We start from the raw sequence: 24,173 nt of genomic DNA, 5'->3' as shown, positions 1-24,173 counted from the left end.
TGCCTTTTCACGCGATTCGCGTTACAGACCTTTCAGCAGCTTGTCGACAAATTCCGGAACAACCGTGCTGGCCAGACCGTAGTGTTTCTCTTCAAACTCGCTGCCCACCTGGCTTGGCTCAAGGTTGAGTTCAACCGTATGCGCACCGTGCAGTCGCGCTTCGTGGACAAACCCCGCCGCCGGATAAACGTGGCCGGATGTGCCGATGGCGATAAACACGTCGGCCATCGCCAGCGCGCTGTAGATCTCATCCATTCCCAGCGGCATTTCGCCGAACCAGACCACGTGCGGTCGCAGGCGCGACGGGAACTGGCAGCAGTGGCACTTATCCTCCGGCAGCACGTCTTCTTTCCAGTCAAGCACCTGACCGCTCCAGGCGCAGCGAACCTTGAGCAGCTCACCGTGCATATGGATGATGTTCTTGTTGCCGGCCCGCTCGTGCAGGTTGTCGATATTCTGCGTTACCAGCAGAAAACGATCGCCCAGCGCCTCTTCCAGCTTCGCCAGCGCCAGATGCGCCGCATTAGGCGCAACGTCAGGCTGCTGAAGCTGACGACGGCGGGCGTTGTAAAACGCCTGCACGAGATCCGGGTCGCGGGCAAAACCTTCCGGCGTGGCGACATCCTCCACGCGGTGCTCTTCCCACAGCCCGTCCGCCGCGCGGAAGGTTCGAATTCCTGACTCGGCGGAGATCCCCGCCCCGGTCAGCACCACCACTCTGGGTTTATCCATCGCTTCTGGCATTATTCTGTCTCTGAAAAAGATCCGCTGGCGCAAGCGCTCACGTAAGCGGCGTTTGTTTTTGCGAAAACGGCTGAGTCGACCCTGGCGACGCGACAGCATAGAAACCTCGTAAACTAATCGGTGAGATGAAGGAATGCGGCTCCGCGCATCCCTCCTGCGTCCCCGTGTCGCGCGCGTTCAATACGCGGCACGCGGGCAACCGGCAATAAATGTCTGGGCAAACGCCCGGACAACCGTTCCGTAATCGCGGTAAAGTTTGAGAGCCCTCCCCCGATCACCAGCAGATCCGGGTCGACGATGGTGAGAATATTTCCCAGACACACCGCCAGCAGATCCAGATAGCGCTCGACGTGCTCACGCGCCTGCGCATCCCCTTGCTCCCACAGGGTAATGATTTGAGGGGCCTCAAGTTTCTGATGATAGAAGTGTTCGTAAAGCCATGCAAACCCGCGGCCGGAAAGGTAGTTCTCAATACAGCCGTGCTGGCCACAGCCGCAGCGGGTCAGCGGGAAATCACGCCCCACCACCTCAAGAGCATCCACCGGCAGGCGGATATGGCCAAACTCGCCGGTAATGTAGCTGCGGCCGGTAATGGGCTTACCGTTGACGACGATTCCCCCGCCGACGCCGGTACCGAGGATCAGCCCCATCACCAGCGGGTAGCGACGGAATTCATCATCCCAGGCTTCAGAGAGCGCGAAGCAGTTGGCATCGTTATCTAAACGCACGTCGCGTTCAAGGAGGGCAGAGAGATCGGCGCGCAGCGGTTTACCGCTGGCGGCAGGCACGTTGGCCGCGTAAAGCGTACCGTCGTCGGTTTCGGGCATGCCCGGAATACCGATGCCGACGCTGCCTTTCACGCCGAAACGTTCATCCGCCTGCGCCACCAGCGCGGCAATGGCGGTTAAAAATTCGTCGTAGCTGTCGCGCGGCGTGGGAACGCGGGTTTCCCACTGCAGTTTGAGGTCTTTATCAAACGCGCCGAGCGCAATCTTGGTGCCGCCAATATCAAATCCATAATACATAACGCATTCCTCTTTCGATCTGGCGACCCGAAAGCCGCTAGATCATGACGTAATTACTGGCCACTTAATACCCTCGCCGGATCAATTCGGCTTGCGCGACGCGCCGGATACCAGCTTGCCAGCAGACTCAGTAAAAGTGCCGTAAGCAGCACATAAAAAACATCCAGCCAGTGCAGCTCAGACGGCAGGAAGTCAATAAAATAGATATCACCCGACAGGAACTGGTGACCAATAAGCTTTTCAATGCCGTTGATAATCGGCGTCAGCTGCAGGGAAACCACCACGCCAATCACCACGCCGCACAGGCTGCCGAACAGACCCGCCAGCAAACCGTACCAGACGAAGATGGCGCGAATAAGACCGTCTTTCGCCCCCAGCGTACGCAGCACGGCGATGTCGCCGCTCTTGTCCTTGACCGCCATCACCAGCGTCGAGACGATATTAAAGCACGCCACACCAATCACCAGCACCATCGCCAGATACATAATGGCGCGGATCATCTGGATGTCACGGTACATATACCCGTAAGTGCCGATCCAGCTTTTGATGTAGACATAGTTATTGGTCACGCTGCCCGCATCGCGTACCAGCTTGTTGGCGTTAAAGACGTCGTTCACCTTAATGGCAATGCCCGTCACGCTGTCGCCCATGTCGAGATACTGGCGCGCATCTTCCATCGGCACCATCGCAAAGCTGTGGTCAAGCTGGCCGCTCAGCTGAAGAATACCGGTAACGTGCAGGCGCACGCGCTTAGGCTGCTGCAGTTTATGATCGGCGCTGGCGTTGGGGATCATGATTGACACCCAGTCGCCCTGCTTCACCTTCAGGGCATCGGCCACGCCTTTACCCATGATGATCTGCTGCTCGCCCGCCCTGAAGTTGGCCCACGCGCCATTCTGCACATAGTTTGGCAGCGCGCTGAGGCGCGCTTCCTGGACGGGGTTGACCCCTTTAACCTGAATGGCGCGCAGGTTTACCCCACTCTCCACCAGCCCGGTAAAGTTAATATAGGGCGCGGCCGCGGCGATGCCCGGCACTTTTTCAACTTTGGCGAGCGCATCGCTCCAGTTCGTCCATGGCTGGTTAACCGGCTCGATCTCCCCGTGCGGCACGACCGCCAGAATGCGGTTATTCAGCTCGCGCTCGAAACCGTTCATCGCGCTTAAGCCGACAATCAGCACCGCCACGCCCAGCGCAATACCGATGGTCGAGATGACGGAGATCAGCGACACCATGCCGCCGCGACGGCGGCCGCGGCTAAAACGTAAACCGATGAGTAACGATAACGGTGACGCCATTACTCTGCTCCCATCAGGGTCAGTTCCGCGTTCAGATGGCCGTCGCGCATCTCAAGCTGACGCCCCATGCGTTTTGCCAGCTGCAGATCGTGGGTCACCACCAGAAACGCGGTGCCCTGCGAGGCGTTCAGCTCGCCCAGAAGCTGGAAAATACTGTCCGCATTGCGGGCATCCAGGTTACCGGTAGGCTCATCCGCCAGCACCAGACGCGGGTTGTTGACCAGCGCACGGGCAATCGCCACGCGCTGGCGCTCGCCGCCGGAAAGCTCAGAGGGACGATGGTTGCCGCGATGGCCCAGCCCTACCGCTTTCAGCATGTCGCTGGCGCGCGCGTTAATTTCTGCCGGTTTCTTTTTGCCAATCAGCAGCGGCATCGCCACGTTTTCCAGCGCCGTGAAATCCGGCAGCAGGTGGTGGAACTGGTAGATAAAGCCCAGCTCGCGGTTGCGCAGCTCGGCCTTCGCCGCTGAGGACATTTTGCTCATCGGCTGGCCGGAGAAAATCACGTCGCCGTTGGTTGGCGTATCCAGCCCGCCCAGCAGATGCAGCAGCGTACTTTTGCCCGAGCCGGAGCTGCCGACAATCGCCATCATCTCGCCTTCACCCACGCTAAAGCTCACATTGTGCAGCACGTCGGTTTGCACAGTGCCTTCCTGATAGCGTTTGGACAGGTTGTCGCATTGCAACAGGATCTTATTCATAACGTAAAGCCTCAGCGGGTTGAGTGGCGGCGGCGCGCCAGGAAGGATAAAGCGTAGAAAGCAGCGCAATGGCCATCGCGGCCAGCGCAATACCGACCACCTGCAGCGGCTCGATAGCCACCGGCAGCGCCGCGCCGTCAAGCAGCGCGCCGATAATCGGCATTAAGTTGTTGAGCTGGCTGGCAAGCAATGCCCCCAGCACGGCGCCGAGCAGCGCACCGATGATACCGGCGCTGGCCCCCTGCACCATAAACACCGCCATGATCTGGCGCGGCGTGAGCCCCTGGGTTTGCAGGATGGCGACTTCGCCCTGCTTCTCCATCACCATCAGGCCCAGCGAGGTAATGATGTTAAATGCGGCCACGGCCACGATCAGGCTCAGCAGCAGCCCCATCATGTTTTTTTCCATCCGCACGGCCTGGAACAATTCGCCTTTGCGCTCGCGCCAGTCCTGCCATTTGGTACCGTCCGGCAGTTTTTGCTGGCTGAGGGTATCGACCTTCAGCGGTGCGTCGAGCCACAGGCGCCAGCCGGTGATATTCCCCGCCGGGTAGCGCATCAGGCGTGACGCGTCCTGAATGTTCACCAGCATCTGGTAGCCATCGACTTCGCTGTTAGCGGCAAAGGTACCAATCACGTTGAACAGGCGCTGGCTTGGCAGGCGCCCCATCGGCGTAAACTGGCTGGCAGAAGGTACCATCACCCGCAGCTGGTCACCACGGTTGACGCCAAGCTGGCCGGCAAGCTGTTCACCCAGAATCACGTTGTATTTTCCGGCTTCCAGATCGGTCTGCTTCACGTTAACCAGATACGGCGTCAGCGGATCGTTTTGCGCCGGGTCGATACCCAGCATCACGCCGACCGCCACGCTGCGGGCGCTTTGCAGCACCACGTCACCGGTGGTCAACGGCGCAACGCGCGTGACGCCCTGTAACTTCGCCGCGCTTTCCGGCAGTTGCTGTGGGTTAACCGAACCGTTAGTCGATGAGAGAACGGCCTGCGGCATCAGCCCCAGGATGTTGTTTTGCAGCTCGCGCTCAAAGCCATTCATGACGGAAAGCACCGTCACCAGTGCCATCACGCCAAGCGTAATGCCAATAGTCGAAAGCCAGGAGACAAAGCGACCGAAGCGGTCCGCGGCGCGCCCACGCATGTAGCGTAAGCCTATGAAGAGTGCGACAGGTTGATACATGAAATCCGTCTGTTTGCTGATAGCAGACCCACGAGTATATAAGCGAATCCGTTAAGCGTAAATGACTGAAACAGTAAGCTTTGGTAATCATTTTTCCGAAAAATTCAGATAAATCAGGGTGCTATTGTCTGAATACTCACCTCGCAACCTCCACCTTTTCCGAAAAACCTCCTGATACAGACTGTTACCCATTACATCCTGGTGTCGTTTTACAACAATTGCTCGTTCGTTAATGGTAATAAGGTAGTGGCGAACAATGAAGCAAAAAGCATTATGGATTAACCAGATAAAAGGGCTTTGTATCTGCCTGGTGGTTATCTATCATTCGGTTATCACGTTTTATCCCCATCTGATAGGGCTGCAACACCCGCTCTCCGGCCTTCTCGCCAAATGCTGGGTCTATTTTAACCTCTATCTCGCACCGTTTCGTATGCCGGTCTTCTTCTTTATCTCCGGCTACCTGATCCGTCGTTATATCGACGAGGTGGACTGGCGAACCAGTCTCGACAAACGGATCTGGAGCATTGTCTGGGTGCTGGCGCTGTGGGGCGTCCTGCAATGGCAGGCGTTGACCCACCTGAACGCCTGGCTGGCGCCCGAGCGTGAGCTTGCCACCTCGTCGAACGCGGCCTACGCCGACTCGCTCTCAGGATTTGTGCAAGGCATGCTCACCGCCAGCACCAGCCTGTGGTATCTGTATGCTCTGGTAGTCTACTTCACGCTGTGTAAACTGCTGAGCCGCTGGAAGCTGCCGGTACTGGGGCTGCTGGCGCTGGCAAGCATCGCGATCAACTTCCTGCCGCTGCCGTGGTGGGGAATGAACAGCGTGGTACGCAACATGATCTACTACAGCCTCGGGGCGTGGTATGGCGCAGCGCTGATGGCGTGGATGAAAAGCGTCAACCTGCGCCGCATCTGGCTGGCAACCGGCGCTTTCGCCGCCGTCTCCGTGGTGCTGTGGTTTGCTAACGTTCCGCTGCTGCTCTCATTGCTGTCGATTGTGTTGATCATGAAGCTGTTCTATAGCCTTGAGCAGCACTATGCCGTTCACCCGAACAATCTGCTGAACGTGATTGGCTCAAACACCATTGCGATTTATACCACCCACCGCATCCTGATTGAGGCCTTTAGCCTGTTCCTGATCGGCGAGATGAATGCCGCTTACTGGCCGGTCTGGGCCGAGCTATCCCTAATTCTTGTCTATCCGTTTGCCAGCCTGCTGATCTGTACCCTGGCCGGACTCGGGGTGCGTAAGATCTCCACCGCGCTGTTTGGCGACGTTTTCTTCTCTCCTCCCTCTACGCTGACCCTGTCACCTTCAACGCGTTAATACCCTCTCCGCCCCCGTTTCGGGGGCGTTTAGCCCTGCCGTGCGGTTACGATTTGCTTATGTAAAACGATCGAGGATAATAAAGACATTGCGTATCAGTGATATGCCCCAATACTGTTGGTATATCCATAAGAGACTCTGACATAGCCATGCCTGAACACTATCGTTATTCCTTACCTGTCAAAGCGGGCGACCAGCGCCAGCTGGGTGAACTCACGGGCGCGGCGTGCGCCACGCTGGTGGCGGAAATCGCCGAGCGTCATCCAGGCCCGGTGATTCTGGTTGCCCCGGATATGCAAAACGCCCTGCGCCTGCACGACGAAATTCGCCAGTTCACCGATAATCTGGTGTTCAGCCTGGCCGACTGGGAAACGCTGCCGTATGACAGCTTCTCTCCGCATCAGGAGATTATCTCCTCGCGCCTGTCGACGCTCTATCAACTCCCGACCATGCAGCGCGGCGTGCTGATTGTGCCGGTGAACACCCTGATGCAGCGCGTCTGTCCGCACAGCTATCTTCACGGTCACGCGCTGGTGATGAAAAAAGGCCAGCGACTGTCCCGTGATGCCCTGCGCGCGCAGCTTGACGGGGCCGGCTATCGCCACGTCGACCAGGTGATGGAGCACGGGGAATACGCGACCCGCGGCGCGCTGCTCGACCTTTACCCGATGGGCAGCGATCAGCCGTATCGTCTGGACTTTTTCGATGATGAAATCGACAGCCTGCGCGTCTTCGACGCCGACACTCAGCGCACACTGGAAGAAGTGGAGTCCATCAATTTACTGCCCGCGCATGAGTTCCCCACGGACAAAACCGCTATCGAACTGTTTCGCAGCCAGTGGCGCGATAAGTTCGAGGTGAAGCGCGACGCGGAACATATTTATCAGCAGGTCAGTAAAGGCACGCTGCCTGCCGGGATCGAATACTGGCAGCCGCTGTTCTTCAACGAGCCGCTCCCTGCCCTGTTCAGCTACTTCCCGGCGAATACGCTGATTGTTAATACCGGTGATATCGACGCCAGCGCCAGCCGCTTTGAAAGCGAAACCCGCGCGCGCTTCGAAAACCGGGGCGTTGACCCGATGCGCCCGCTACTGCCGCCGGAAACGCTGTGGCTGCGTACCGACGAGCTCAACGCCGAGCTGAAGCGCTGGCCGCGCATGCAGCTGAAAACCGATTCGCTTGCCGACAAGGCCGCCAACACCAACCTCGCCTTCCGAACGCTGCCGGACCTGGCCGTTCAGGCGCAGCAGAAATCCCCGCTGGATAATCTACGCAAGTTTCTGGAGTCCTTTACCGGCCCGGTGGTGTTCTCCGTTGAGAGTGAAGGCCGCCGCGAAGCGTTAGGTGAGCTGCTGGGACGCATTAAGGTGGCGCCGAAGCGCATCCTGCGCCTGAGCGAAGCGACCGGAAACGGTCGTTACCTGATGATTGGCGCCGCCGAGCACGGTTTTATCGACACGCTCAACAACCTGGCGCTGATTTGCGAAAGCGACCTGCTGGGCGAGCGCGTCGCACGCCGCCGTCAGGACAGCCGTCGGACCATCAACCCGGACACGCTGATCCGTAACCTGGCCGAGCTGCACCCGGGCCAGCCGATCGTTCACCTGGAGCATGGCGTTGGACGCTATCAGGGGATGACCACGCTGGAAGCGGGCGGCATCAAAGGTGAATACCTGATGCTCACCTACGCCAACGACGCCAAACTGTATGTTCCGGTGTCGTCCCTGCATCTGATCAGCCGCTACGCCGGCGGTGCCGAAGAGAACGCGCCGCTGCACAAGCTGGGCGGCGATGCCTGGGCGCGCGCGCGCCAGAAGGCCGCGGAAAAAGTGCGCGACGTGGCCGCCGAACTGCTGGATATTTACGCCCAGCGCGCGGCCAAAGAGGGCTTCGCCTTTAAGCATGATAAAGAACAGTACCAGCTGTTCTGTGACAGCTTCCCGTTTGAAACCACGCCGGATCAGGCTCAGGCTATTAACGCCGTGCTGAGCGACATGTGCCAGCCGCTGGCAATGGACCGCTTAGTCTGCGGCGACGTTGGCTTCGGCAAAACCGAAGTGGCGATGCGGGCCGCCTTCCTTGCGGTGGAAAACAACAAGCAGGTGGCGGTACTGGTGCCGACCACCCTGCTCGCTCAGCAGCACTTCGACAACTTCCGCGACCGCTTCGCCAACTGGCCGGTTCGCATCGAGATGCTGTCGCGTTTTCGCAGCACCAAAGAACAGACCCAAATTCTGGAACAGGCCAGCGAAGGCAAGATCGATATTCTGATCGGCACCCACAAGCTGCTGCAAAGCGACGTGAAGTGGAAAGATCTGGGGCTGCTGATCGTCGACGAAGAGCACCGCTTCGGGGTGCGTCATAAAGAACGCATCAAAGCGATGCGCGCCGACGTCGACATCCTGACCCTGACCGCAACGCCAATCCCGCGAACCCTGAACATGGCGATGAGCGGCATGCGCGATCTGTCGATTATCGCCACGCCGCCGGCGCGCCGTCTGGCGGTAAAAACCTTCGTCCGCGAGTACGATAATCTGGTGGTGCGTGAGGCCATTCTGCGTGAAGTGCTTCGTGGGGGGCAGGTCTATTACCTCTACAACGACGTGGAAAATATCCAGAAAGCGGCGGACAGGCTGGCGGAACTGGTACCGGAAGCGCGTATCGCTATCGGTCACGGGCAGATGCGCGAGCGCGAGCTGGAACGGGTGATGAACGACTTCCACCACCAGCGCTTTAACGTGCTGGTGTGCACCACCATCATCGAAACCGGGATCGACATTCCGACGGCAAACACCATCATCATTGAACGCGCGGATCATTTTGGTCTGGCGCAGCTTCACCAGCTGCGCGGTCGCGTCGGACGTTCACACCATCAGGCCTACGCCTGGCTGCTGACGCCGCATCCGAAAGCGATGACCACCGACGCGCAAAAGCGTCTGGAAGCCATCGCCTCGCTGGAAGACCTCGGCGCAGGCTTTGCGCTGGCCACGCACGATCTCGAGATCCGCGGTGCCGGCGAACTGCTGGGTGAAGATCAAAGCGGCTCGATGGAAACCATCGGCTTCTCGCTCTATATGGAGCTGCTGGAGAACGCGGTTGATGCCCTGAAGGCCGGACGCGAGCCGTCGCTGGAAGACCTTACCAGCCAGCAGAACGAGGTCGAGCTGCGTATGCCTTCCCTGCTGCCTGATGATTTCATTCCGGACGTGAATACCCGTCTCTCATTCTACAAACGCATCGCCAGCGCGAAGAAGGAGAACGAGCTGGAAGAGATCAAGGTTGAGCTGATCGACCGCTTTGGTCTGCTGCCCGATGCGGCGAGAAATCTGCTGGATATCGCGAGACTGCGCCAGCAGGCGCAGAAGCTGGGGATTCGCAAGCTCGAAGGCAATGAAAAAGGCGGCGTGATCGAATTCGCCGAGAAGAACCACGTCAACCCGATGTGGCTCATCGGTCTGCTGCAAAAACAGCCGCAGCATTTCCGTCTGGATGGCCCAACCCGTCTGAAATTTACCCAAGAGCTGACGGAGCGCAAAACCCGTATGGACTGGGTGCGTAACTTTATGCGTCAGCTGGAAGAGAACGCGATCGCATAACCTCCTTTCCCCTCTTAACTGAGGAATTTCATGTAGTTTATTAACCGGAAGCGATGAAAGTTGCTTCCGGAAAATGAATAGCTTACAGCGACACCCTGGTCCGGCTGTAAATCGCTGAGGCGTTTGCCTTCCGGCCGGGGCGAGGCGCATGGATGCGCCGAGAGGGCGGGCTTTACAGGGATGTTACCTCCGCCCGTCCCCGAAAAGCCGGAAGGAATAAGCGGAAGGTACCGCGTAGCGGCGATTTACCGCCGGGAGCCCGGGTCGCCAGGGTGGTGGCGACTGAGCCACCCTGGCACGTTCACAGGTCATGTCGTTACAGAGTACTAAGGAACATAAAGTGAACGGAATGACCACCAGAGTCGTATGTTCCCCCTCACCCCAGCCCTCTCCCTCAAGGGAGAGGGGGTCGTCCGTGCAGGCATTATTTTATGGGGATCCCTTCCCCTGTTAGCCCAGCGCTAAGGGGGGACAATTTACAAACTCTTTGCACTTCACCCGATCTTCCCGACATACCCATTCGCCATAATTATGTTTAACGCCTTATAAAACAATAACCTTATCATTTGCATGGATTATGGTGATGATGACCTCTTCGCGTTTTACTCGCTGGATGACCCTGTTTGCGCTGGCAGCCACCGTCGCGGTTGCGCTTCCTGCTCGCGCAAACACCTGGCCCCTTCCCCCTCCCGGCAGCAAGGTGGTGGGTGAAAACCGCTTTCATGTGGTTGAAAATAATGGTGGTTCGCTGGAAGCGATTGCCAAAAAATATAACGTCGGTTTTCTGGCCCTGCTGCAGGCGAATCCCGGCGTCGACCCTTACGTCCCACGCGCGGGCAGCGTGTTGACTATCCCGCTACAGACGATCCTGCCGGACGCTCCGCGCGAGGGGATGGTGATAAACCTGGCCGAGCTGCGTCTGTACTATTACCCGCCGGGTAAAAACGAAGTGACGGTCTACCCGATTGGTATTGGTCAGCTGGGCGGTGACACGCTGACGCCGACGATGGTCACCACCGTCTCGGATAAACGCGCGAATCCAACCTGGACCCCGACGGCCAATATTCGTGCCCGCTATAAAGCTCAGGGCATTGATCTTCCAGCCGTGGTGCCGGCAGGCCCGGATAACCCAATGGGACACCACGCGATCCGCCTGGCAGCCTACGGTGGTGTTTACCTGCTGCACGGCACGAATGCGGACTTTGGCATCGGCATGCGCGTCAGCTCCGGCTGTATTCGACTGCGCGATGACGATATCAAAACGCTGTTTAACGTCGTTACGCCGGGTACCAAAGTGAATATTATCAATACGCCGATTAAGGTTTCTGAGGAACCGGGCGGCGTGCGGCTGGTCGAAATTCACCAGCCGCTATCGAAAAACATTGGCGACGATCCGCAGACGCTGCCCATTAACCTGAACGCCGCGATGGTAAGCTTCAAAACGAATGCGAATACCAGCAGCGTGGTGATGGAGCGCGCGATGGAGGCTCGGTCAGGCATGCCGACCGATGTCACCCGGCATCATGATGTCGCCCAGCAGTCGATGTAATTCAGAAAGAAAAACGCCCTGCACATGTGCAGTAATGCCGTTCACTTAAGGCTCGCGTGACTTAAAGCTGAACGGATATTCAGGAGGCACATAAAGCACTGAACGATCGTATCGTCGGTGCTTTCTTTTTTCTGGCAGGATAAAGGCTTTAACATTTTTCCTAATTCCTTTCAAATGCTTAGGGATGTTTCCCGTCGCACCTTTGCCACAGCCCCGTACCTGGGACACCAGGATATCCCGGGTTCACAGTAGGTGGCAACGAGCTGCTGCTTAAACTCAGGAGAATAATCAGGGCAGCCTTTACGCCTGCCGCGAATCACATTTTTCTGCATATCTGACATTTTGATTCCCACCACTTATTTGGTGCACACCACGTTGTCGGATGCATCAGATTATGACCAGAAGCGAGATCCCAAACAGGCAGAAGCCGCACTAACGCTGATTCAAAAAATATCAAAGAACTGAAAGTTATTCACTCTACTATTTCAGACATGTAAAGACAGCGGGCATAAAGCCCGCTACATCTATCAATGATATATAGCATAAGACATGGTTAAGACTGTACTCCCCAGATACATAGCCAATATCATTAAAAATGTCTTAAAGTCTGTAAAAAATTTCAGCGGCACACTAACAAAGTAATTCCGTCGAGAAGGGTTACGTATCGACATATATAACTGGTAGATTTCCGGAGAATCTTTCAATGACTGTAATTTATTGTGCGTACACCAGTGCTTTTTGTTTCTGTAATCAAAAGACAAATCAATATACACTGCCATTAACGCAAGCATCACACCTAAAGCCAAGCCATCATAATAAAATACAGCTTTGTGAGGTAAAATCAGAGCAATTAGTTCATTCATCATTACATTCCCATATGCTCACGAGCTTTATCACCATAAAACCAGGTAAAAAATGCCCCCACCACCAAAAACATAACTATACATAGAACAGCCATTATAATTAAAAACCAGCCGGATATAGATTTACCACCATCACCAAAACTGCCAATGGTTATCATAATTCCAAAAAAGAACATCAACCCGGCGATCCCACAAACTTCCCACGGTGTCGTGTATCTTTTCTCCTGGGGATAATCAGGTTGGCGAGTTAACCGGGACGACAAAGCCGTCATTGAAAACCTGTTCTTTTCGGAAGCAGCCACCAGCTGATCGCCCTGCGCATACGTTACCGCATCGGCCGCCAGAGCCAGCATCAGCCAAGGATACCCGGCAGAATGCTCACCGAGCGACATTTCAAGCTCCAGCCGGTCCGGCACAGCTTTTTTCTCATCCAGCATTTCCAGCAGCGGGTACTTTTCTGTACGTGAAAGCCCGGTATACCAGATCTGTTTGGGTTTACTGACCGCTTCCGCACGCAGATAAACAGGTACTGTTCTTTCAACGTCCGTGACACCCGTCATCGGCTGATAAAGGTAAACCGGTTTTTCTCCTTCCGTTTTAACGTAGTAATTCGTGAGGAAAAGCGCGGTGACATTTTCCATCTGCTTCGACTCTTCTTCGTCAGAATGCAGATCGACACAGATAAGCAGGCGTTCAACGACGTATCCGTTCGTCTGCTTTATCCACTCCGTGATTTTCGTATAGTCCGGGCATTCAGACAGAAATGTTATTTTCTTGGTAGCGATCGCTAAACGTTCAAGCACGCGCCTGAGCTCATCGCTACAGGATTCGTCCCCGTCTCGTACCCACACCAGCGCTTCAATCTGCCGGTACTGAGAAAGTTTTCCGACCATCGGCTCCAGGACGCGGATAATAGCCTGCCCGGCTCTCGTGAAATCGAAGGATTCTTCCAGTTCGATTTTCAACGGCATTTTAGCGGCCAGCGGAAACTCCCCCTCAAGTTTCAGCATACTCAGCGCCAGTTCCTTCGTTGCCTTTGGAGGCGTCAGTACAGACCAGCCAGCAAGGGTAATATTTCCCCTGGCGTAGCTGACAACCTTGTATTCCTGCTGGGCCGCAATCAGCAATCGCGTTTCCATGTAGTGCCTGAGCCCGTGATACACGGTAGAGAACACTTGTACGAACCCCGTCAGAAAAACAACCGGAATAACCACAGACTGGGCAAGAAAATCGAGATCGACATGCTTATTACCCGGCCATGTGACAGCCCGGACGCTCAGGCAGATAACCACGACGACCACATATAAGAGACATATCCACAGATAGGGGAAACGCTCTTCAAATTCATCCTGTTTGGAGAATAACCACCAGTTCATTAAACACCCCCCGCAGTGGGAAGCGTGGTGCGAATGGTACAGCCGCACGCCGCTTTACAACCATCCACGACCACACCCCGGCCGTTCATCGTCCAGGTTGGGTGACAATCGTTAATAGGGAACGTTCCTTTATGCTCAGGGCACGTCACCAGATCGTCTTTCAGGGCTACAGGCTTTCCCATAAAGTCTGCGCCGGACGCTTTAATCACTTTTCCGCCGCTCACCAGCGGGTCATTCAGTCGAATTACGCCATTCATCAGTTTCCCTTCCTTCCTGCGTCCATATCGCAGCGCATGTGATCCCAGCCGGTGTATCCCTTCACTTCCGGAACCTTATCGGGTTGATTCTGCCAATTGGTTTTAAGTTGCTCAGTAGAGCCTTCTAAACCTTGTTTGGTCATATACACCATTCCCCAAGGCCAGCCAGGTGAACGAGGTTCCACTTTCCCGCTTACCTTTTGCCCAGTTCCGTCGTCAACGGTATATTCAATCCCACGACCACCAGCGGCAAGGCGCGGGTCGTCAAACGGTTTGGACGACATATACAGTCGATGTTTGGTCTGCAAAAAACCCTGATCGTTGACGACAGTGAAAGAAAGAACGTCCTCATAAGGCGCGTAATCATCGCCGTTAGGTTCATTTTCCCCTGGTGCAAATTGTGCAAGTTTCCATGTTCGACCATAATCCTTCGAAACCCTAAATCCATCAGCCCCCCAAATAGGGATAGACATATATTTTTCTGAAGGATGAATAAATTTACGGGTGAAGATCCTATAAAACTGTAAATAAACTTGAGAATGGATAGCCCTTTGCGTATCGGTGTACCAAAGCTCTCCTTCGCAGTCCCAGCCTTTCAGTTCCAGATAGCGGTGATCATCAAAACGATAAACTACTTGCGTAGGCGGTTCTGAAGCCTTACACGCTGCCGCAAATAAAACGGAAATAGTAATAACTCCTACACATAGTCCTTTCATGTCTTATCCTTTAGCCAACTGGCTGTCGCTTTTAGGTTTCGGCATTTCCCATTGCAGCAGCTTTATTTCCTGGAAATATCCAGGCCTGACAGTTCCCGTCTCAATATCCATCAGGTTACGCGAGCGAGGCCGAACACCGGCATAATCATTTTCCACACCAAAATCGCCCTTCGGCAGCACATCCTCCGGTTTATTCATAAAATCCTTTGTTGGTGCTATTGGTAACTGGCCTGATTGGTAATATTTTTTTGCGGCCGGGAAGCCATTCTGCGGATCACGCCAGTCAGCACGATGTAACAAGCTTTCCCAGAATTTACCGGCTTTGTAGTCAAACGACTTACACTGACCAATTGCAAGGTCGAATGCCATCGCGTGCGATGGCGCGAACTCACTCATGACAATTGACGAATGCTGGCTGTAGCTTACCGGGTCAGTTTTTTTCCATTCTTTTTCAAGTTCTTCACGGGTTTTCAGCCAGGTAATGGACAACACAGGATATTCTTTAGAACCAGTAACTTCCCCGTGAATAACGGTATGCCCCCGGTCATGGCTTTCTACATTCAGTTCATCTGGTGTTAAAACATGCCCAGGCTTCCAGCTAATACGCTGATAACTGTTAAGCATATACATCGCAGAATCCGTGCGCTTGATGGCACTGGCTTTAGCCGAATAGGATATGTAGGCATCCGGGCTATCCGGATCGATATAATACGTATACGGCTTGTCACTCGTTTTAGGGTCATTATCCGGATGGTTATCCTGACCCTGTAGTTTGAAAATAAAGGGTTCCGGCAATTCTTCACCGTTCACCACTACGTCATGGGTGCGGTAACTGGCATTCGGGAGAAATGAATATTTTGCATCCCTCTCTTTTCGTTGTGGCAACTCAAAGGGTTTAGTGTCAGGTGCTTTTCCTACTTCGCCGTGCTGATAAAAAACTCGCTGGAACAGGTTAGGAATGCCATCTGCAATTTTCTGAGGGATCCCACGCCAGCCAAATCCCTGTACATTTTCCAGCGATACAACGCCATCATTTGGACAGAAGTAGTTATACACTTTACCGTTATTGTTACGTCCATAGCGATCATCAGCCCGCAACGGATTATCAGAGGGTTTGCGCAGCGTACAGGAGGCTTCAAGGGCCAGTAATTCAGCCTCGCCTAATATCCCTCCCCCTTTCCACTGCGTATGCATCAGGCTACAGAAATTTTTGAATGTCTTCTGCCTGGCAGAATCAGTCTGTTGGTATCCTGGCTGAATATTTTCAGCCATGCGGGACTCCAGTGAATAAGGGGAATGATTCAGAATAACGCAGTTAACTGGATCATACCCCGCCTGCTTTACCAGCATATTTGCCAGCATGGTGATAATGGTGCCCTGGCTGTGAGCCACCACATTAATCACATCTTTCGTTGTAGTAGGTTCACTTCGAATCTGAATAATCAAATCTGCAAGACGCTGGGCAGCAAAAAACTGGTAAATACGGTGCGGGTTTTCATAAATGGGATGAGTGTAATCCCCGTCGTTCATATGCAGTGATGCAAATCCCGCCGCTGCCACGCCAATACCTCCAGCTCCAGGCCCCAGCATATCGGGAATGTTGGTGGTCGCATTCGCGAACGTTCCGCCACCTTTTGCAAAATTTGAATCAAGACCATTCTTGAGATTGTCATTCTGGTACTTAAATGAACCCTTACCGTCATTACCCAGCGCGGCCTTGTTTGTCTCATTATCTTCCTGATAGGCGTCATACGGCAGATGGGCACCGGAAGACAGTATTCCGACTTCATCCTTATACCGCTTCTGGTCTGCAACGTAATCAGCATGAGTGACCGGCTTGTACCCCCAGTAAAACGGGATAACAGGCGAACGGCCAGGATGCGCAATTCTGTACTCCCCCCACTCATGCGCGTAAAAATCCTGACGATTAAGACGCTTACTGAGGCCCGCAAGAATGCCTTTCTCCTGATTCTGGTATGCCTCACCCACGTCGTTTACGCCATGGACCAGAATCACAATTCCCGGCATCGGACGCGGCACGCCAACGCGACGGGTCTGGGCCACCTCACCCAAATCTTTGTGTACAGGAATATCCCCTTCTGATATGACCCTTGGAGCATACGGGCTTTGTCTGGCTTCCGTCATTCCATTAACTCCATTTTGTAGGTGTCCAGGTCATCAGCATCGAGTAACGATGAATGACCGTTGCTGTCCGTTATGCCTTCCACCACTTTTCCGGCCGAGCTGGTCAGCCGGAATTTTTTGTTTGCGAGAATTTGCTCCGGATCGTCTCCGGCATGCAGCTGGTAGCGGAGTTTAAATGCGCCCTGATTAAACGGCGGGACCGTGACCTGTGCGCTTTCCGGGCCGTCATACTTCAGACTGGGTCCTTTCAGTTCGATTCCCGTCGGCGAGAAGATGGTGACCAGTCCGTTCGGACTGACGCGTATCCCGCCTCCCCCACAGATCAGCTGTATGCCCTGTCTGGCGCTGCCGTTCAGCTGCCCGTCGGTACTCGCCATCGTGAAATCATTCTGCGAGAGCATATGCATGGCACCGCGCTGGGCCTGCGTCGTGATATCCCCGGCCCCAGCAATCATCTGAATGCCAAGCTTGCGGGCAAACAGAGAAAGTTTTTCCCCCACGGCCAGCGAGAATTTTTTCACCACGTTTACGCTGGTATCCTGGCCCGCCGTAACAATCACATCTTCCCCGGCAGACAGTTGCAGACTGTCCGGCGTGACGTGCGCCTGACCTTTGTCGGCATAGGTCAGCAGGCCCGCGCCGATAAGGTTAGTTAGTGTCTGGCGCAGTTGACTTTGCTGATCGGTTTCCACATTACTGGCCCCGGCTGTCAGTGCGCTTTGTTGCAGCGTCATTGCCAGCGACAACGCTTTATCCAGCTGCGCAATGGCGGCTGTCATATCCAGTTGCTTACCCGCAGCACGCGGTTGCGCCTCCGTGGTGATCATCACCCCTTTCGCAGCACGGAGCGCCATGTGATTGTCAGTGCGCGCTTCCACACCTTCGCCGCGCTGCTTTCCCTCTGCGTCAACGAGGTGGCCAGCGCTGACCTGACTCTTGCCGTATTCCGTGGAAATCTTGATGTGTTCCTGACCGCGGCGGTCCTCCAGGCGGATTTTGTTCGAAGCAGCAGTGCGGATCACGTTGCGGGTGTCGTTGCGATTTGTAACCAGATCAGGGTGCTTGCCGTCATGCATGACATGCGCAATAAAGGGCCGGTCCGGATCGCCGCCTTCAAAGGCTACAGCCACTTCTGTACCGTCCAGCAGCGGGAAATGAAAACCAAACACATCCCCGCCGTACGGTCTGCCCAGACGCATCAGCGCACTTTCAAAACCGTCACGTTTCTCGTCGAGGTCAAAATCAAACTTCACGCGGTATCGGCCCCGGGCATCGACTCCGGCATAAGTGTGATCCCGATTGATGGCCGCCACGCGACCGGGTACCGTACCGGCAATCACCGGTCGCGGCAGATATTCCGGACGATAGCTGTAGCCGTTCAGATAAGGGATCCCCTTCAGGATGGCGCGGTAGTGCTGTGCGCGACTGCCGGATAGCGTCATTGTGGTGACAAGAAAACCGTGTTTAAACCCTTCAGGAATATCCCCTGTTGGGTGGAACATCACACCCGGCAACAGTGCCGGGTCACTGGTTGTCCCTCCCAGCACACTCTGTTTGTTCAGCAGGCGCTCATAGCGCAGGCGTGCGCAGAACGTGGCTGTTTCCGCCTCTTCACCGTAAAAATCGCCGTCCTCCAGATAATGATCGGCATAGTGATACTGTTTTCCGCTGGTTATCCCGTCGGGAATATCATTATCGAAAATGGTTTTATCCGCCTGTGGCGAAAATGGATTGCGGTAGTTATACGTACGCACCAGTACGCTTTCGGGAATGAGTTCGTATTGTTCTTCAAGCTCGGTAATGTATTCTTTATGGCTGGTCATGCCGGAATGGCGAACGTACGGCAGCTTCTTATCGCTGAAGACATAGCGGCGGCCACCGTCACCAAAGACAACCACCGTATCGCCCTATACCTTGTCATGGTTTTCAAAGCGGAACCAGATCCCCACCTCGGCCAGCAGACGGCGGATAAACTGGAGATCGGTTTCCTTCCACTGAATAATCATTTCACGGCTGGGGTAGCTGTGGCTCAACTGATCAAAATCGATGTTGTAACCCTGAAAATGCCTGCTCTCCTTCATCAGCCTCGTGACGAGCTCCGGCACTGTCACATTCATGTATACGGCCGAACGGTAATTCCGGTCCAGCAGCGCCAGATCATGCTCCAGCACACACTCGTAAAGGGCTTCATCGGCAGATGACTTCAGACGGGCAAACGACGTGATCACCCCGTTAATCTGGCGCACCGGCAGCCAGGGCTCCTGATTGTGCCAGCCAGCTTTCGGATTCGGGGCACGAAGAATAAATTCCGCCCTCTGATTGAGGACATCGTTGACGGCAATGTTTGATGCCGGGCTGGTAAAGCGGATGGTGTAGCGATAGGGCTTACTGAGTTCTTCTTCCCCGGTAAAAGAGTGAACATCCGGTAAAACAGATTTGCCTCGTGGAATATACAGTAAATAACGGTTTAACGTATCCTGTTGCTGAACAATGCCTGACGGTCCTTTCATCGCAAAATATCCATAATAAAGAATGACTGTTTATTAAAAAACAATACCCTCACAGACCATTGAATAAAATGTCATTCCGTAACACATCACAGAATGTTACAAAATACATATCATTCAGCTTAAAGATAAATAAAACAAAAATATTCACACCATAAATAAAAGCCTAGGAATGATACCCGGCCCGTATATAACAATTCAGTCGATAAAACCAATATGAACGACGTGTTTTTCCTGTGAACGCATCATCAGACATTCAGAAACCGCCGCAGAAAGGTTACTCAGCCCTTTTTTCTGATATAAATCGTTCTTCCTTGGCGAACAGCAATAAATATTAAACCGGTTCGCCGCCTGATAAGAATTTACAGCAGTTTCCGTAAGCGGGGTTTTATCTGCCACCAGTATATGAGGATAAACTCCGTTCCGGTATCCCGGGTTCGCAGGAGGCGGCAAAGAGCCGCTGCTTAAACTCAGGAGAATAATCAGGACAGCCTTTTCGCCTGCCGCGAGTCACATTTTTCCTCATATCTGACACTTTGATACCCACCACTTATTTGGAGGACACTACGTTGTCGGAAGCATCAGATTATGACCTGACGGCTCTCGCCGGACGCATCCAGAGAACGGGAAAAAGTATTCAGTTCGAATGGGAAAACATCCGCAACGAAGTCCATATCGTGTCAGACGTAAAAAAATCCGGGTTCAGTGGGGCTGAACCCGGATTGTCTCTTACTGGCAGGATCGTTCAACTGTTCTTAAACGATCGGCATTACTTCACATGTGCAGGGCGTTTTTTATTGCAGTGGCATAAATGAGGGTTTATGCCCGGCTTATTTGTAGATGACAGCCGTGCCGTGCAGGGTGTTAGGACCGGTCACAGAGGTGATGCGGTAAGATTTTGCACCCATCTCTTGCGCTTTTTGCGCCAGCTGATCTTCCAGGGACCCCAGGTTAGTACCGGCAGACGCAGAGATCGTCCCGACTTTATGCTGATCGACCGGAGTGGACTGTACCTGTACAGCAGCAAAGCTTGCGAAAGAGAGTGAACTCAGGACAGCAGCAGCGATGAGGGTTTTTACGTTTTTCATGATGTTTACCTTTAGCAGATGAATTTGGAGGTCGTTATCTATTTAGTTAACGATCGATAGGTAAATCATAAATGTGATCCAGCTCACGCGTCAACATAATTTTATAACGACCATTAACTTAATTTTAAAGTCGTTATTTTTCATATAGATATGATTAATATATTTTTAAGCATTCAGCACTGGTGGTGGGTTGCGTTTATTTTTATAATGGTTATTCACCAAACCAACAGAGGACCAACGGCACATGACAACCGACGTCACGAGTTGTGCGAAGAAAAGCCGTGGCCGACCAAAAGTGTTTGACAGGGATGCAGCGCTTGATAAGGCCATGACTCTCTTCTGGCAACATGGGTATGAAGCAACCTCGCTTTCCGATCTAGTAGAAGCTACCGGAGCCAAAGCGCCGACGCTGTATGCCGAATTTACCAATAAAGAGGGGCTGTTCAGGGCGGTGCTGGACAGATACATTTCGCGCTTTGCGGCGAAACATGAAGCCCAGCTATTTTGTGAAGAGAAAAGCGTCGAACAGGCGCTTCGCGACTATTTCACCGCCGTCGCGACCTGCTTCACCAGTAAAGAGACGCCTGCAGGCTGCTTTATGATTAACACCTCTGCCACCCTCGCGGCGTCCTCGAAAGAGATTGCCAATACGGTGAAATCGCGGCATGCCATGCAGGAGGAGACGCTCAGCGCCTTTCTGGCTCAGCGCCAGCAGCGCGGTGAAATCCCTGCGCAATGCAACCCTCAGCTGCTGGCGCAATACCTGAGCTGTATTTTGCAGGGGATGTCGATCAGCGCCCGTGAAGGGGCTACGCTGGAAAAACTGCAGAATATTAGCGAAACCACGCTGCGACTGTGGCCTGAGCTACTGAAAATCTGAAGCAAAAAAAAGCTCCTCAGCCTGAGCGCATGAGGAGCTAAATTCAGAGAACATCTTTTTTACACTTTGTTATTCAGAACCAGCTGACCATTTCCATCCAGTGGAATTTGCGTGCCAGGGTCTTTGTCCATGCGGATTTTGCCCTGCTGATCGCCAATTTTGTACGTCACGTCATAGCCCAGCATTTTTTCCGACTTGTCATAGACGGTTTTGCAGCGTTGCTGAGTCGTGGTGTAGGTATCGTTATCCTGCATCGCGCCCTGTACCTGGTTACCGGCATAGCCGCCACCCAGCGCGCCGACCACGGTCGCCACATCTTTACCCCGGCCGCCGCCGAACTGGTGACCAATCACGCCACCCGCTACCGCGCCCAGAACAGAACCGGCAATGCGGTTTTCATCCTGCACCGGACGACGGTGCGTCACGGAGACGTTACGGCACTCCTGACGAGGCGTTTTTACCGTTTCTTTAATCGGTGTAGCAGAAACCACCTGCGCATACTGCGGGCCGCGATCTAATACGTTGAGACTGGCAACGGCAGCCACACCTAACGCAGCCGCGACGCCAATCCCTATACCCGCCAACATTGATTTATTCACGGGACTTCCTCCTTTGTTGCTATTGGTAACAATTTTGCAATGGAGGCACGGCTTCGCCAATAAGATAAAGGATCAAAAAAGGGGCGTTGAGAGGAGATATATTGTATTTAGGAGAACTCTTAAGCACTCAAACTGTGATCTACAGCATGAAATGCTAAAAACTCCCTCCGGAGGACCCGGAGGGAGTGAAAGATTAGTGCAGCTTCAGACGCGGACGGATCACGCGGTTGATTCTGCCCACCAGCATCATCAGCCCGGTTTTGAAGTAGCCGTGCAGCGCAATCTGGTGCATGCGGTACAGGGAGATATACACGAAGCGGGCAATGCGCCCTTCTACCATCATTGAGCCGCGCATCAGGTTGCCCATCAGGCTGCCGACGGTAGAGAAGTTTGACAGAGACACCAGAGAACCATGGTCTTTGTAGACATAGGCCTTCATTGGCTTGCCTTTGTACTGCGCCAGAATGTTGTGCAGCACCAGGCTTGCCATCTGGTGAGCGGCCTGCGCGCGCGGCGGCACGAATCCACCTTCAGGACGCGCGCAGGAGGCACAGTCACCGATAGCAAAGATTTCAGGGTCACGCGTGGTTTGCAGCGTTGGCTCGGTGACCAGCTGGTTAATGCGGTTCGTTTCCAGACCGCCGATCTCTTTCATAAAGTCAGGCGCTTTGATACCTGCCGCCCAGACCATCAGATCCGCTTTGATATACTCGCCGTCTTTGGTGTGCAGGCCGCCTTCGTCGGCGCTGGTCACCATGGTCTGCGTCAGCACCCGCACGCCCAGTTTGGTGAGCTCATTGTGCGCCGCACCGGAAATACGCGGAGGCAGCGCAGGCAGAATGCGTTCACCCGCTTCGACCAGCGTGACGTTCAGCGCTTCGTTAGTTAACCCTTTGTAACCGTAGCTGTGCAGCTGTTTCACTGCATTGTGCAGCTCCGCAGACAGCTCAACGCCCGTCGCACCACCGCCGACAATGGCGATATTCACCTTACCGTTCGCACCCATATTGCTGGTGTACTTCAGGAACAGGTTCAGCATTTCCTGATGGAAACGACGCGCCTGGTGCGGGTTATCGAGGAAGATACAGTGCTCTTTCACGCCCGGCGTGTTGAAGTCGTTGGAGGTACTGCCCAGCGCCATGACCAGCGTGTCGTACGGCAGCTTGCGCTCAGGAACCAGCAGCTCCCCTTTTTCATCGCGCAACTCTGCCAGGGTGATGGTTTTGCTTTCACGGTTGATGTCCACCACCGAGCCCAGCTGGAACTGGAAATGGTGGTTGCGCGCGTGCGCCAGGTAGCTGAGCGCGTCCACGCCCTCGTCCAGAGAACCGGTCGCCACTTCGTGCAGCAGCGGTTTCCACAGGTGGCTGTGGTTACGATCCACCAGCGTAATTTTGGCTTTTTTACCGCGACCCAGCTTCTTGCCCAGCTGTGTAGCCAGCTCCAGCCCGCCAGCACCACCGCCTACAATCACTATCTTTTTCAATGGCGTAGTCAACGTGACCCCCTCAAATTATTAACCAATTGTTAATTAAAAGTTATAAAAATAACCCTTAATTAACAACAGGTTACAGCACTGAAACCATTCAGGTGCATTGAGAATACCACGTCAGGCGCATTGGTCATACCAAAATTGATATGCATCAAGTTTTGATGGCTTAAAAGTAGACAATTCTGGTCAAAAAGAAAGCCCGGTACGCTTTCGCGGCCGGGCTTTGATGCCTGCGGATAAGGGATTAACCCAGCGTTTTAAACGCTTTGATACGCTGCAGATGCGGGGAGATGTTCTTGAACTTGTGGGTCTGTTCTTCGTCCCAGACGATCTCATAGTAATGATGCAGCAGTTCTGCTGCCCGATGGCTGTTGAGCGCTTCATCATTACGTGAAAGGATCACCAGGCAGCGGTCGCGGTTTTTCTCACGAAAATTGCTGACGCACTTGGTCGCAATATCGACATACTCTTCCGGGCGGTCAATTTTGCCTTCCATGTTCTCGTTCGGGAACAGGTTAGGATTGAACACCACCTGGCGAATGTCGCACAGGAAGCCAATCCGCTCCGCCCAGTAGCCACCCAGCCCCACGCCGCAAATCAGCGGGCGATCGTCGACGTTGAGCTGCAACATCTTGTCCACCTCTTTGAGCAGATGCTGCATATCATGCTTCGGATGGCGCGTGCTGTAGCTGATCAACCGTACATCCGGATCGATAAACTGCAGCTGCAGCACCTTCTCATGATTACCAGGACTGTTTGAGTCAAAACCGTGTAAATAGATGATCATCGTCTTCTCACCACGCTACGCCTTCCGG

The 24,173-nt window shown here is 54.1% G+C and carries 20 protein-coding genes and 1 pseudogene; 5 read left to right on the top strand and 16 right to left on the bottom strand.

The features are described 5' to 3' along the window. Window positions 1-21: 21 nt before the first annotated feature. The 5 genes from cobB to lolC are packed head-to-tail and all read right to left on the bottom strand — an operon-like array spanning window position 22 to window position 4,960. The gene (cobB, locus tag AC0TN7_RS19940) at window positions 22-843 is read right to left on the bottom strand and encodes a Sir2 family NAD+-dependent deacetylase (RefSeq protein WP_032650873.1); all 822 of its coding nucleotides are present in this window, start codon (window positions 841-843) and stop codon (window positions 22-24) included. A 14-nt stretch (window positions 844-857) separates the two neighbouring features. Then, window positions 858-1,769, bottom strand: coding sequence for an N-acetylglucosamine kinase (nagK, locus tag AC0TN7_RS19935; protein ID WP_090417344.1), 912 nt, complete (start codon window positions 1,767-1,769; stop codon window positions 858-860). Window positions 1,770-1,822: 53 nt separating this feature from the next. Next, on the bottom strand, window positions 1,823-3,067 hold the full coding sequence (gene lolE, locus AC0TN7_RS19930; protein WP_473702367.1) for a lipoprotein-releasing ABC transporter permease subunit LolE: 1,245 nt from the start codon (window positions 3,065-3,067) through the stop codon (window positions 1,823-1,825). Continuing rightward, complete coding sequence (gene lolD, locus AC0TN7_RS19925; protein ID WP_008500772.1) at window positions 3,067-3,768, bottom strand: lipoprotein-releasing ABC transporter ATP-binding protein LolD; 702 nt, start codon at window positions 3,766-3,768, stop codon at window positions 3,067-3,069. Before lolD ends, lolE begins: the two co-directional genes overlap by 1 nt. After that, window positions 3,761-4,960 carry a lipoprotein-releasing ABC transporter permease subunit LolC gene (gene lolC, locus AC0TN7_RS19920; RefSeq protein WP_024908607.1) on the bottom strand — a complete coding sequence of 400 codons (1,200 nt, stop codon included), beginning with the start codon at window positions 4,958-4,960 and terminating at the stop codon, window positions 3,761-3,763. Before lolC ends, lolD begins: the two co-directional genes overlap by 8 nt. Before the next feature lie 256 nt (window positions 4,961-5,216). Here lolC and AC0TN7_RS19915 point away from each other — a divergent pair, with 256 nt between their 5' ends. The 3 genes from AC0TN7_RS19915 (at window position 5,217) to ldtC (ending at window position 11,435) form a co-directional block, all read left to right on the top strand. After that, window positions 5,217-6,290 carry an acyltransferase family protein gene (locus tag AC0TN7_RS19915; protein WP_248163993.1) on the top strand — a complete coding sequence of 358 codons (1,074 nt, stop codon included), beginning with the start codon at window positions 5,217-5,219 and terminating at the stop codon, window positions 6,288-6,290. Between the two features lie 149 nt (window positions 6,291-6,439). After that, entirely contained in the window at window positions 6,440-9,886 is a 3,447-nt protein-coding gene (gene mfd / locus AC0TN7_RS19910; RefSeq protein ID WP_473702366.1) for a transcription-repair coupling factor, read from the top strand. Window positions 9,887-10,469: 583 nt separating this feature from the next. Continuing rightward, window positions 10,470-11,435 (top strand): L,D-transpeptidase LdtC, encoded by a 966-nt coding sequence (gene ldtC / locus AC0TN7_RS19905; RefSeq protein WP_024909047.1) that lies wholly within the window; start codon window positions 10,470-10,472, stop codon window positions 11,433-11,435. A gap of 527 nt (window positions 11,436-11,962) precedes the next feature. Here the strand turns inward: ldtC and AC0TN7_RS19900 are convergent. From AC0TN7_RS19900 to AC0TN7_RS19870, 7 genes and pseudogenes are all read right to left on the bottom strand, one after another. Beyond that, window positions 11,963-12,301, bottom strand: coding sequence for a hypothetical protein (locus AC0TN7_RS19900; RefSeq protein ID WP_024909046.1), 339 nt, complete (start codon window positions 12,299-12,301; stop codon window positions 11,963-11,965). After that, complete coding sequence (locus AC0TN7_RS19895) at window positions 12,301-13,674, bottom strand: hypothetical protein (protein WP_024909045.1); 1,374 nt, start codon at window positions 13,672-13,674, stop codon at window positions 12,301-12,303. The genes AC0TN7_RS19900 and AC0TN7_RS19895 overlap by 1 nt, the downstream gene beginning before the upstream one ends. Next, window positions 13,674-13,931, bottom strand: a complete 258-nt coding sequence (locus AC0TN7_RS19890) for a PAAR domain-containing protein (RefSeq protein WP_024909044.1) — start codon at window positions 13,929-13,931, stop codon at window positions 13,674-13,676. Before AC0TN7_RS19890 ends, AC0TN7_RS19895 begins: the two co-directional genes overlap by 1 nt. Further along, window positions 13,931-14,647, bottom strand: a complete 717-nt coding sequence (locus AC0TN7_RS19885) for a T6SS immunity protein Tli3 family protein (protein WP_024909043.1) — start codon at window positions 14,645-14,647, stop codon at window positions 13,931-13,933. Before AC0TN7_RS19885 ends, AC0TN7_RS19890 begins: the two co-directional genes overlap by 1 nt. 3 nt (window positions 14,648-14,650) lie before the next feature. Then, on the bottom strand, window positions 14,651-16,792 hold the full coding sequence (locus tag AC0TN7_RS19880; protein WP_061715535.1) for a T6SS effector phospholipase Tle3 domain-containing protein: 2,142 nt from the start codon (window positions 16,790-16,792) through the stop codon (window positions 14,651-14,653). Beyond that, complete coding sequence (locus AC0TN7_RS19875; RefSeq protein ID WP_473702525.1) at window positions 16,789-17,526, bottom strand: DUF2345 domain-containing protein; 738 nt, start codon at window positions 17,524-17,526, stop codon at window positions 16,789-16,791. Before AC0TN7_RS19875 ends, AC0TN7_RS19880 begins: the two co-directional genes overlap by 4 nt. After that, window positions 17,518-19,302, bottom strand: a pseudogene (locus AC0TN7_RS19870) (type VI secretion system Vgr family protein); the annotation flags it as partial. The pseudogene AC0TN7_RS19870 and the gene AC0TN7_RS19875, both read right to left, overlap by 9 nt. A 566-nt stretch (window positions 19,303-19,868) precedes the next feature. On the opposite strand from AC0TN7_RS19870, the gene AC0TN7_RS19865 reads away from it, so the two are divergent. Further along, on the top strand, window positions 19,869-20,114 hold the full coding sequence (locus AC0TN7_RS19865) for a hypothetical protein (RefSeq protein ID WP_155267945.1): 246 nt from the start codon (window positions 19,869-19,871) through the stop codon (window positions 20,112-20,114). 15 nt (window positions 20,115-20,129) lie between these two features. Here the strand turns inward: AC0TN7_RS19865 and bhsA are convergent, their stop codons facing one another. Further along, entirely contained in the window at window positions 20,130-20,387 is a 258-nt protein-coding gene (bhsA, locus tag AC0TN7_RS19860; protein WP_008500777.1) for a multiple stress resistance protein BhsA, read from the bottom strand. 244 nt (window positions 20,388-20,631) lie between these two features. On the opposite strand from bhsA, the gene AC0TN7_RS19855 reads away from it, so the two are divergent. Continuing rightward, window positions 20,632-21,267 carry a TetR/AcrR family transcriptional regulator gene (locus AC0TN7_RS19855; protein ID WP_024909039.1) on the top strand — a complete coding sequence of 212 codons (636 nt, stop codon included), beginning with the start codon at window positions 20,632-20,634 and terminating at the stop codon, window positions 21,265-21,267. A 59-nt stretch (window positions 21,268-21,326) separates the two neighbouring features. Here the strand turns inward: AC0TN7_RS19855 and AC0TN7_RS19850 are convergent, their stop codons facing one another. The 3 genes from AC0TN7_RS19850 to ycfP form a co-directional block, all read right to left on the bottom strand. Next, complete coding sequence (locus AC0TN7_RS19850; RefSeq protein WP_008500779.1) at window positions 21,327-21,866, bottom strand: glycine zipper 2TM domain-containing protein; 540 nt, start codon at window positions 21,864-21,866, stop codon at window positions 21,327-21,329. Between the two features lie 193 nt (window positions 21,867-22,059). Continuing rightward, window positions 22,060-23,364 carry an NAD(P)/FAD-dependent oxidoreductase gene (locus tag AC0TN7_RS19845; RefSeq protein WP_024909038.1) on the bottom strand — a complete coding sequence of 435 codons (1,305 nt, stop codon included), beginning with the start codon at window positions 23,362-23,364 and terminating at the stop codon, window positions 22,060-22,062. Between the two features lie 238 nt (window positions 23,365-23,602). Next, on the bottom strand, window positions 23,603-24,145 hold the full coding sequence (gene ycfP / locus AC0TN7_RS19840) for an alpha/beta hydrolase YcfP (protein ID WP_008500781.1): 543 nt from the start codon (window positions 24,143-24,145) through the stop codon (window positions 23,603-23,605). Window positions 24,146-24,173 lie beyond the last annotated feature (28 nt).

The sequence above is a fragment of the Enterobacter sp. PL_is511 genome, from assembly GCF_055816065.1.
The sequence above is the reverse complement of the archived record's forward strand: the minus strand, read 5'-3'. Positions and strand labels throughout refer to the sequence as shown.

Coding starts and splice junctions, on each gene's coding strand:
- mfd (WP_473702366.1), top strand. CDS start 6,440: ATGCCTGAACACTATCGTTATTCCTTACCTGTCAAAGCGGGCGACCAG.
- AC0TN7_RS19915 (WP_248163993.1), top strand. CDS start 5,217: ATGAAGCAAAAAGCATTATGGATTAACCAGATAAAAGGGCTTTGTATC.
- lolD (WP_008500772.1), bottom strand. CDS start 3,768: ATGAATAAGATCCTGTTGCAATGCGACAACCTGTCCAAACGCTATCAG.
- AC0TN7_RS19890 (WP_024909044.1), bottom strand. CDS start 13,931: ATGAATGGCGTAATTCGACTGAATGACCCGCTGGTGAGCGGCGGAAAA.
- nagK (WP_090417344.1), bottom strand. CDS start 1,769: ATGTATTATGGATTTGATATTGGCGGCACCAAGATTGCGCTCGGCGCG.
- AC0TN7_RS19895 (WP_024909045.1), bottom strand. CDS start 13,674: ATGAACTGGTGGTTATTCTCCAAACAGGATGAATTTGAAGAGCGTTTC.
- AC0TN7_RS19885 (WP_024909043.1), bottom strand. CDS start 14,647: ATGAAAGGACTATGTGTAGGAGTTATTACTATTTCCGTTTTATTTGCG.
- ycfP (WP_008500781.1), bottom strand. CDS start 24,145: ATGATCATCTATTTACACGGTTTTGACTCAAACAGTCCTGGTAATCAT.
- lolE (WP_473702367.1), bottom strand. CDS start 3,067: ATGGCGTCACCGTTATCGTTACTCATCGGTTTACGTTTTAGCCGCGGC.
- AC0TN7_RS19855 (WP_024909039.1), top strand. CDS start 20,632: ATGACAACCGACGTCACGAGTTGTGCGAAGAAAAGCCGTGGCCGACCA.
- cobB (WP_032650873.1), bottom strand. CDS start 843: ATGCTGTCGCGTCGCCAGGGTCGACTCAGCCGTTTTCGCAAAAACAAA.
- bhsA (WP_008500777.1), bottom strand. CDS start 20,387: ATGAAAAACGTAAAAACCCTCATCGCTGCTGCTGTCCTGAGTTCACTC.
- lolC (WP_024908607.1), bottom strand. CDS start 4,960: ATGTATCAACCTGTCGCACTCTTCATAGGCTTACGCTACATGCGTGGG.
- ldtC (WP_024909047.1), top strand. CDS start 10,470: ATGATGACCTCTTCGCGTTTTACTCGCTGGATGACCCTGTTTGCGCTG.
- AC0TN7_RS19900 (WP_024909046.1), bottom strand. CDS start 12,301: ATGATGAATGAACTAATTGCTCTGATTTTACCTCACAAAGCTGTATTT.
- AC0TN7_RS19875 (WP_473702525.1), bottom strand. CDS start 17,526: ATGACGCTGCAACAAAGCGCACTGACAGCCGGGGCCAGTAATGTGGAA.
- AC0TN7_RS19880 (WP_061715535.1), bottom strand. CDS start 16,792: ATGACGGAAGCCAGACAAAGCCCGTATGCTCCAAGGGTCATATCAGAA.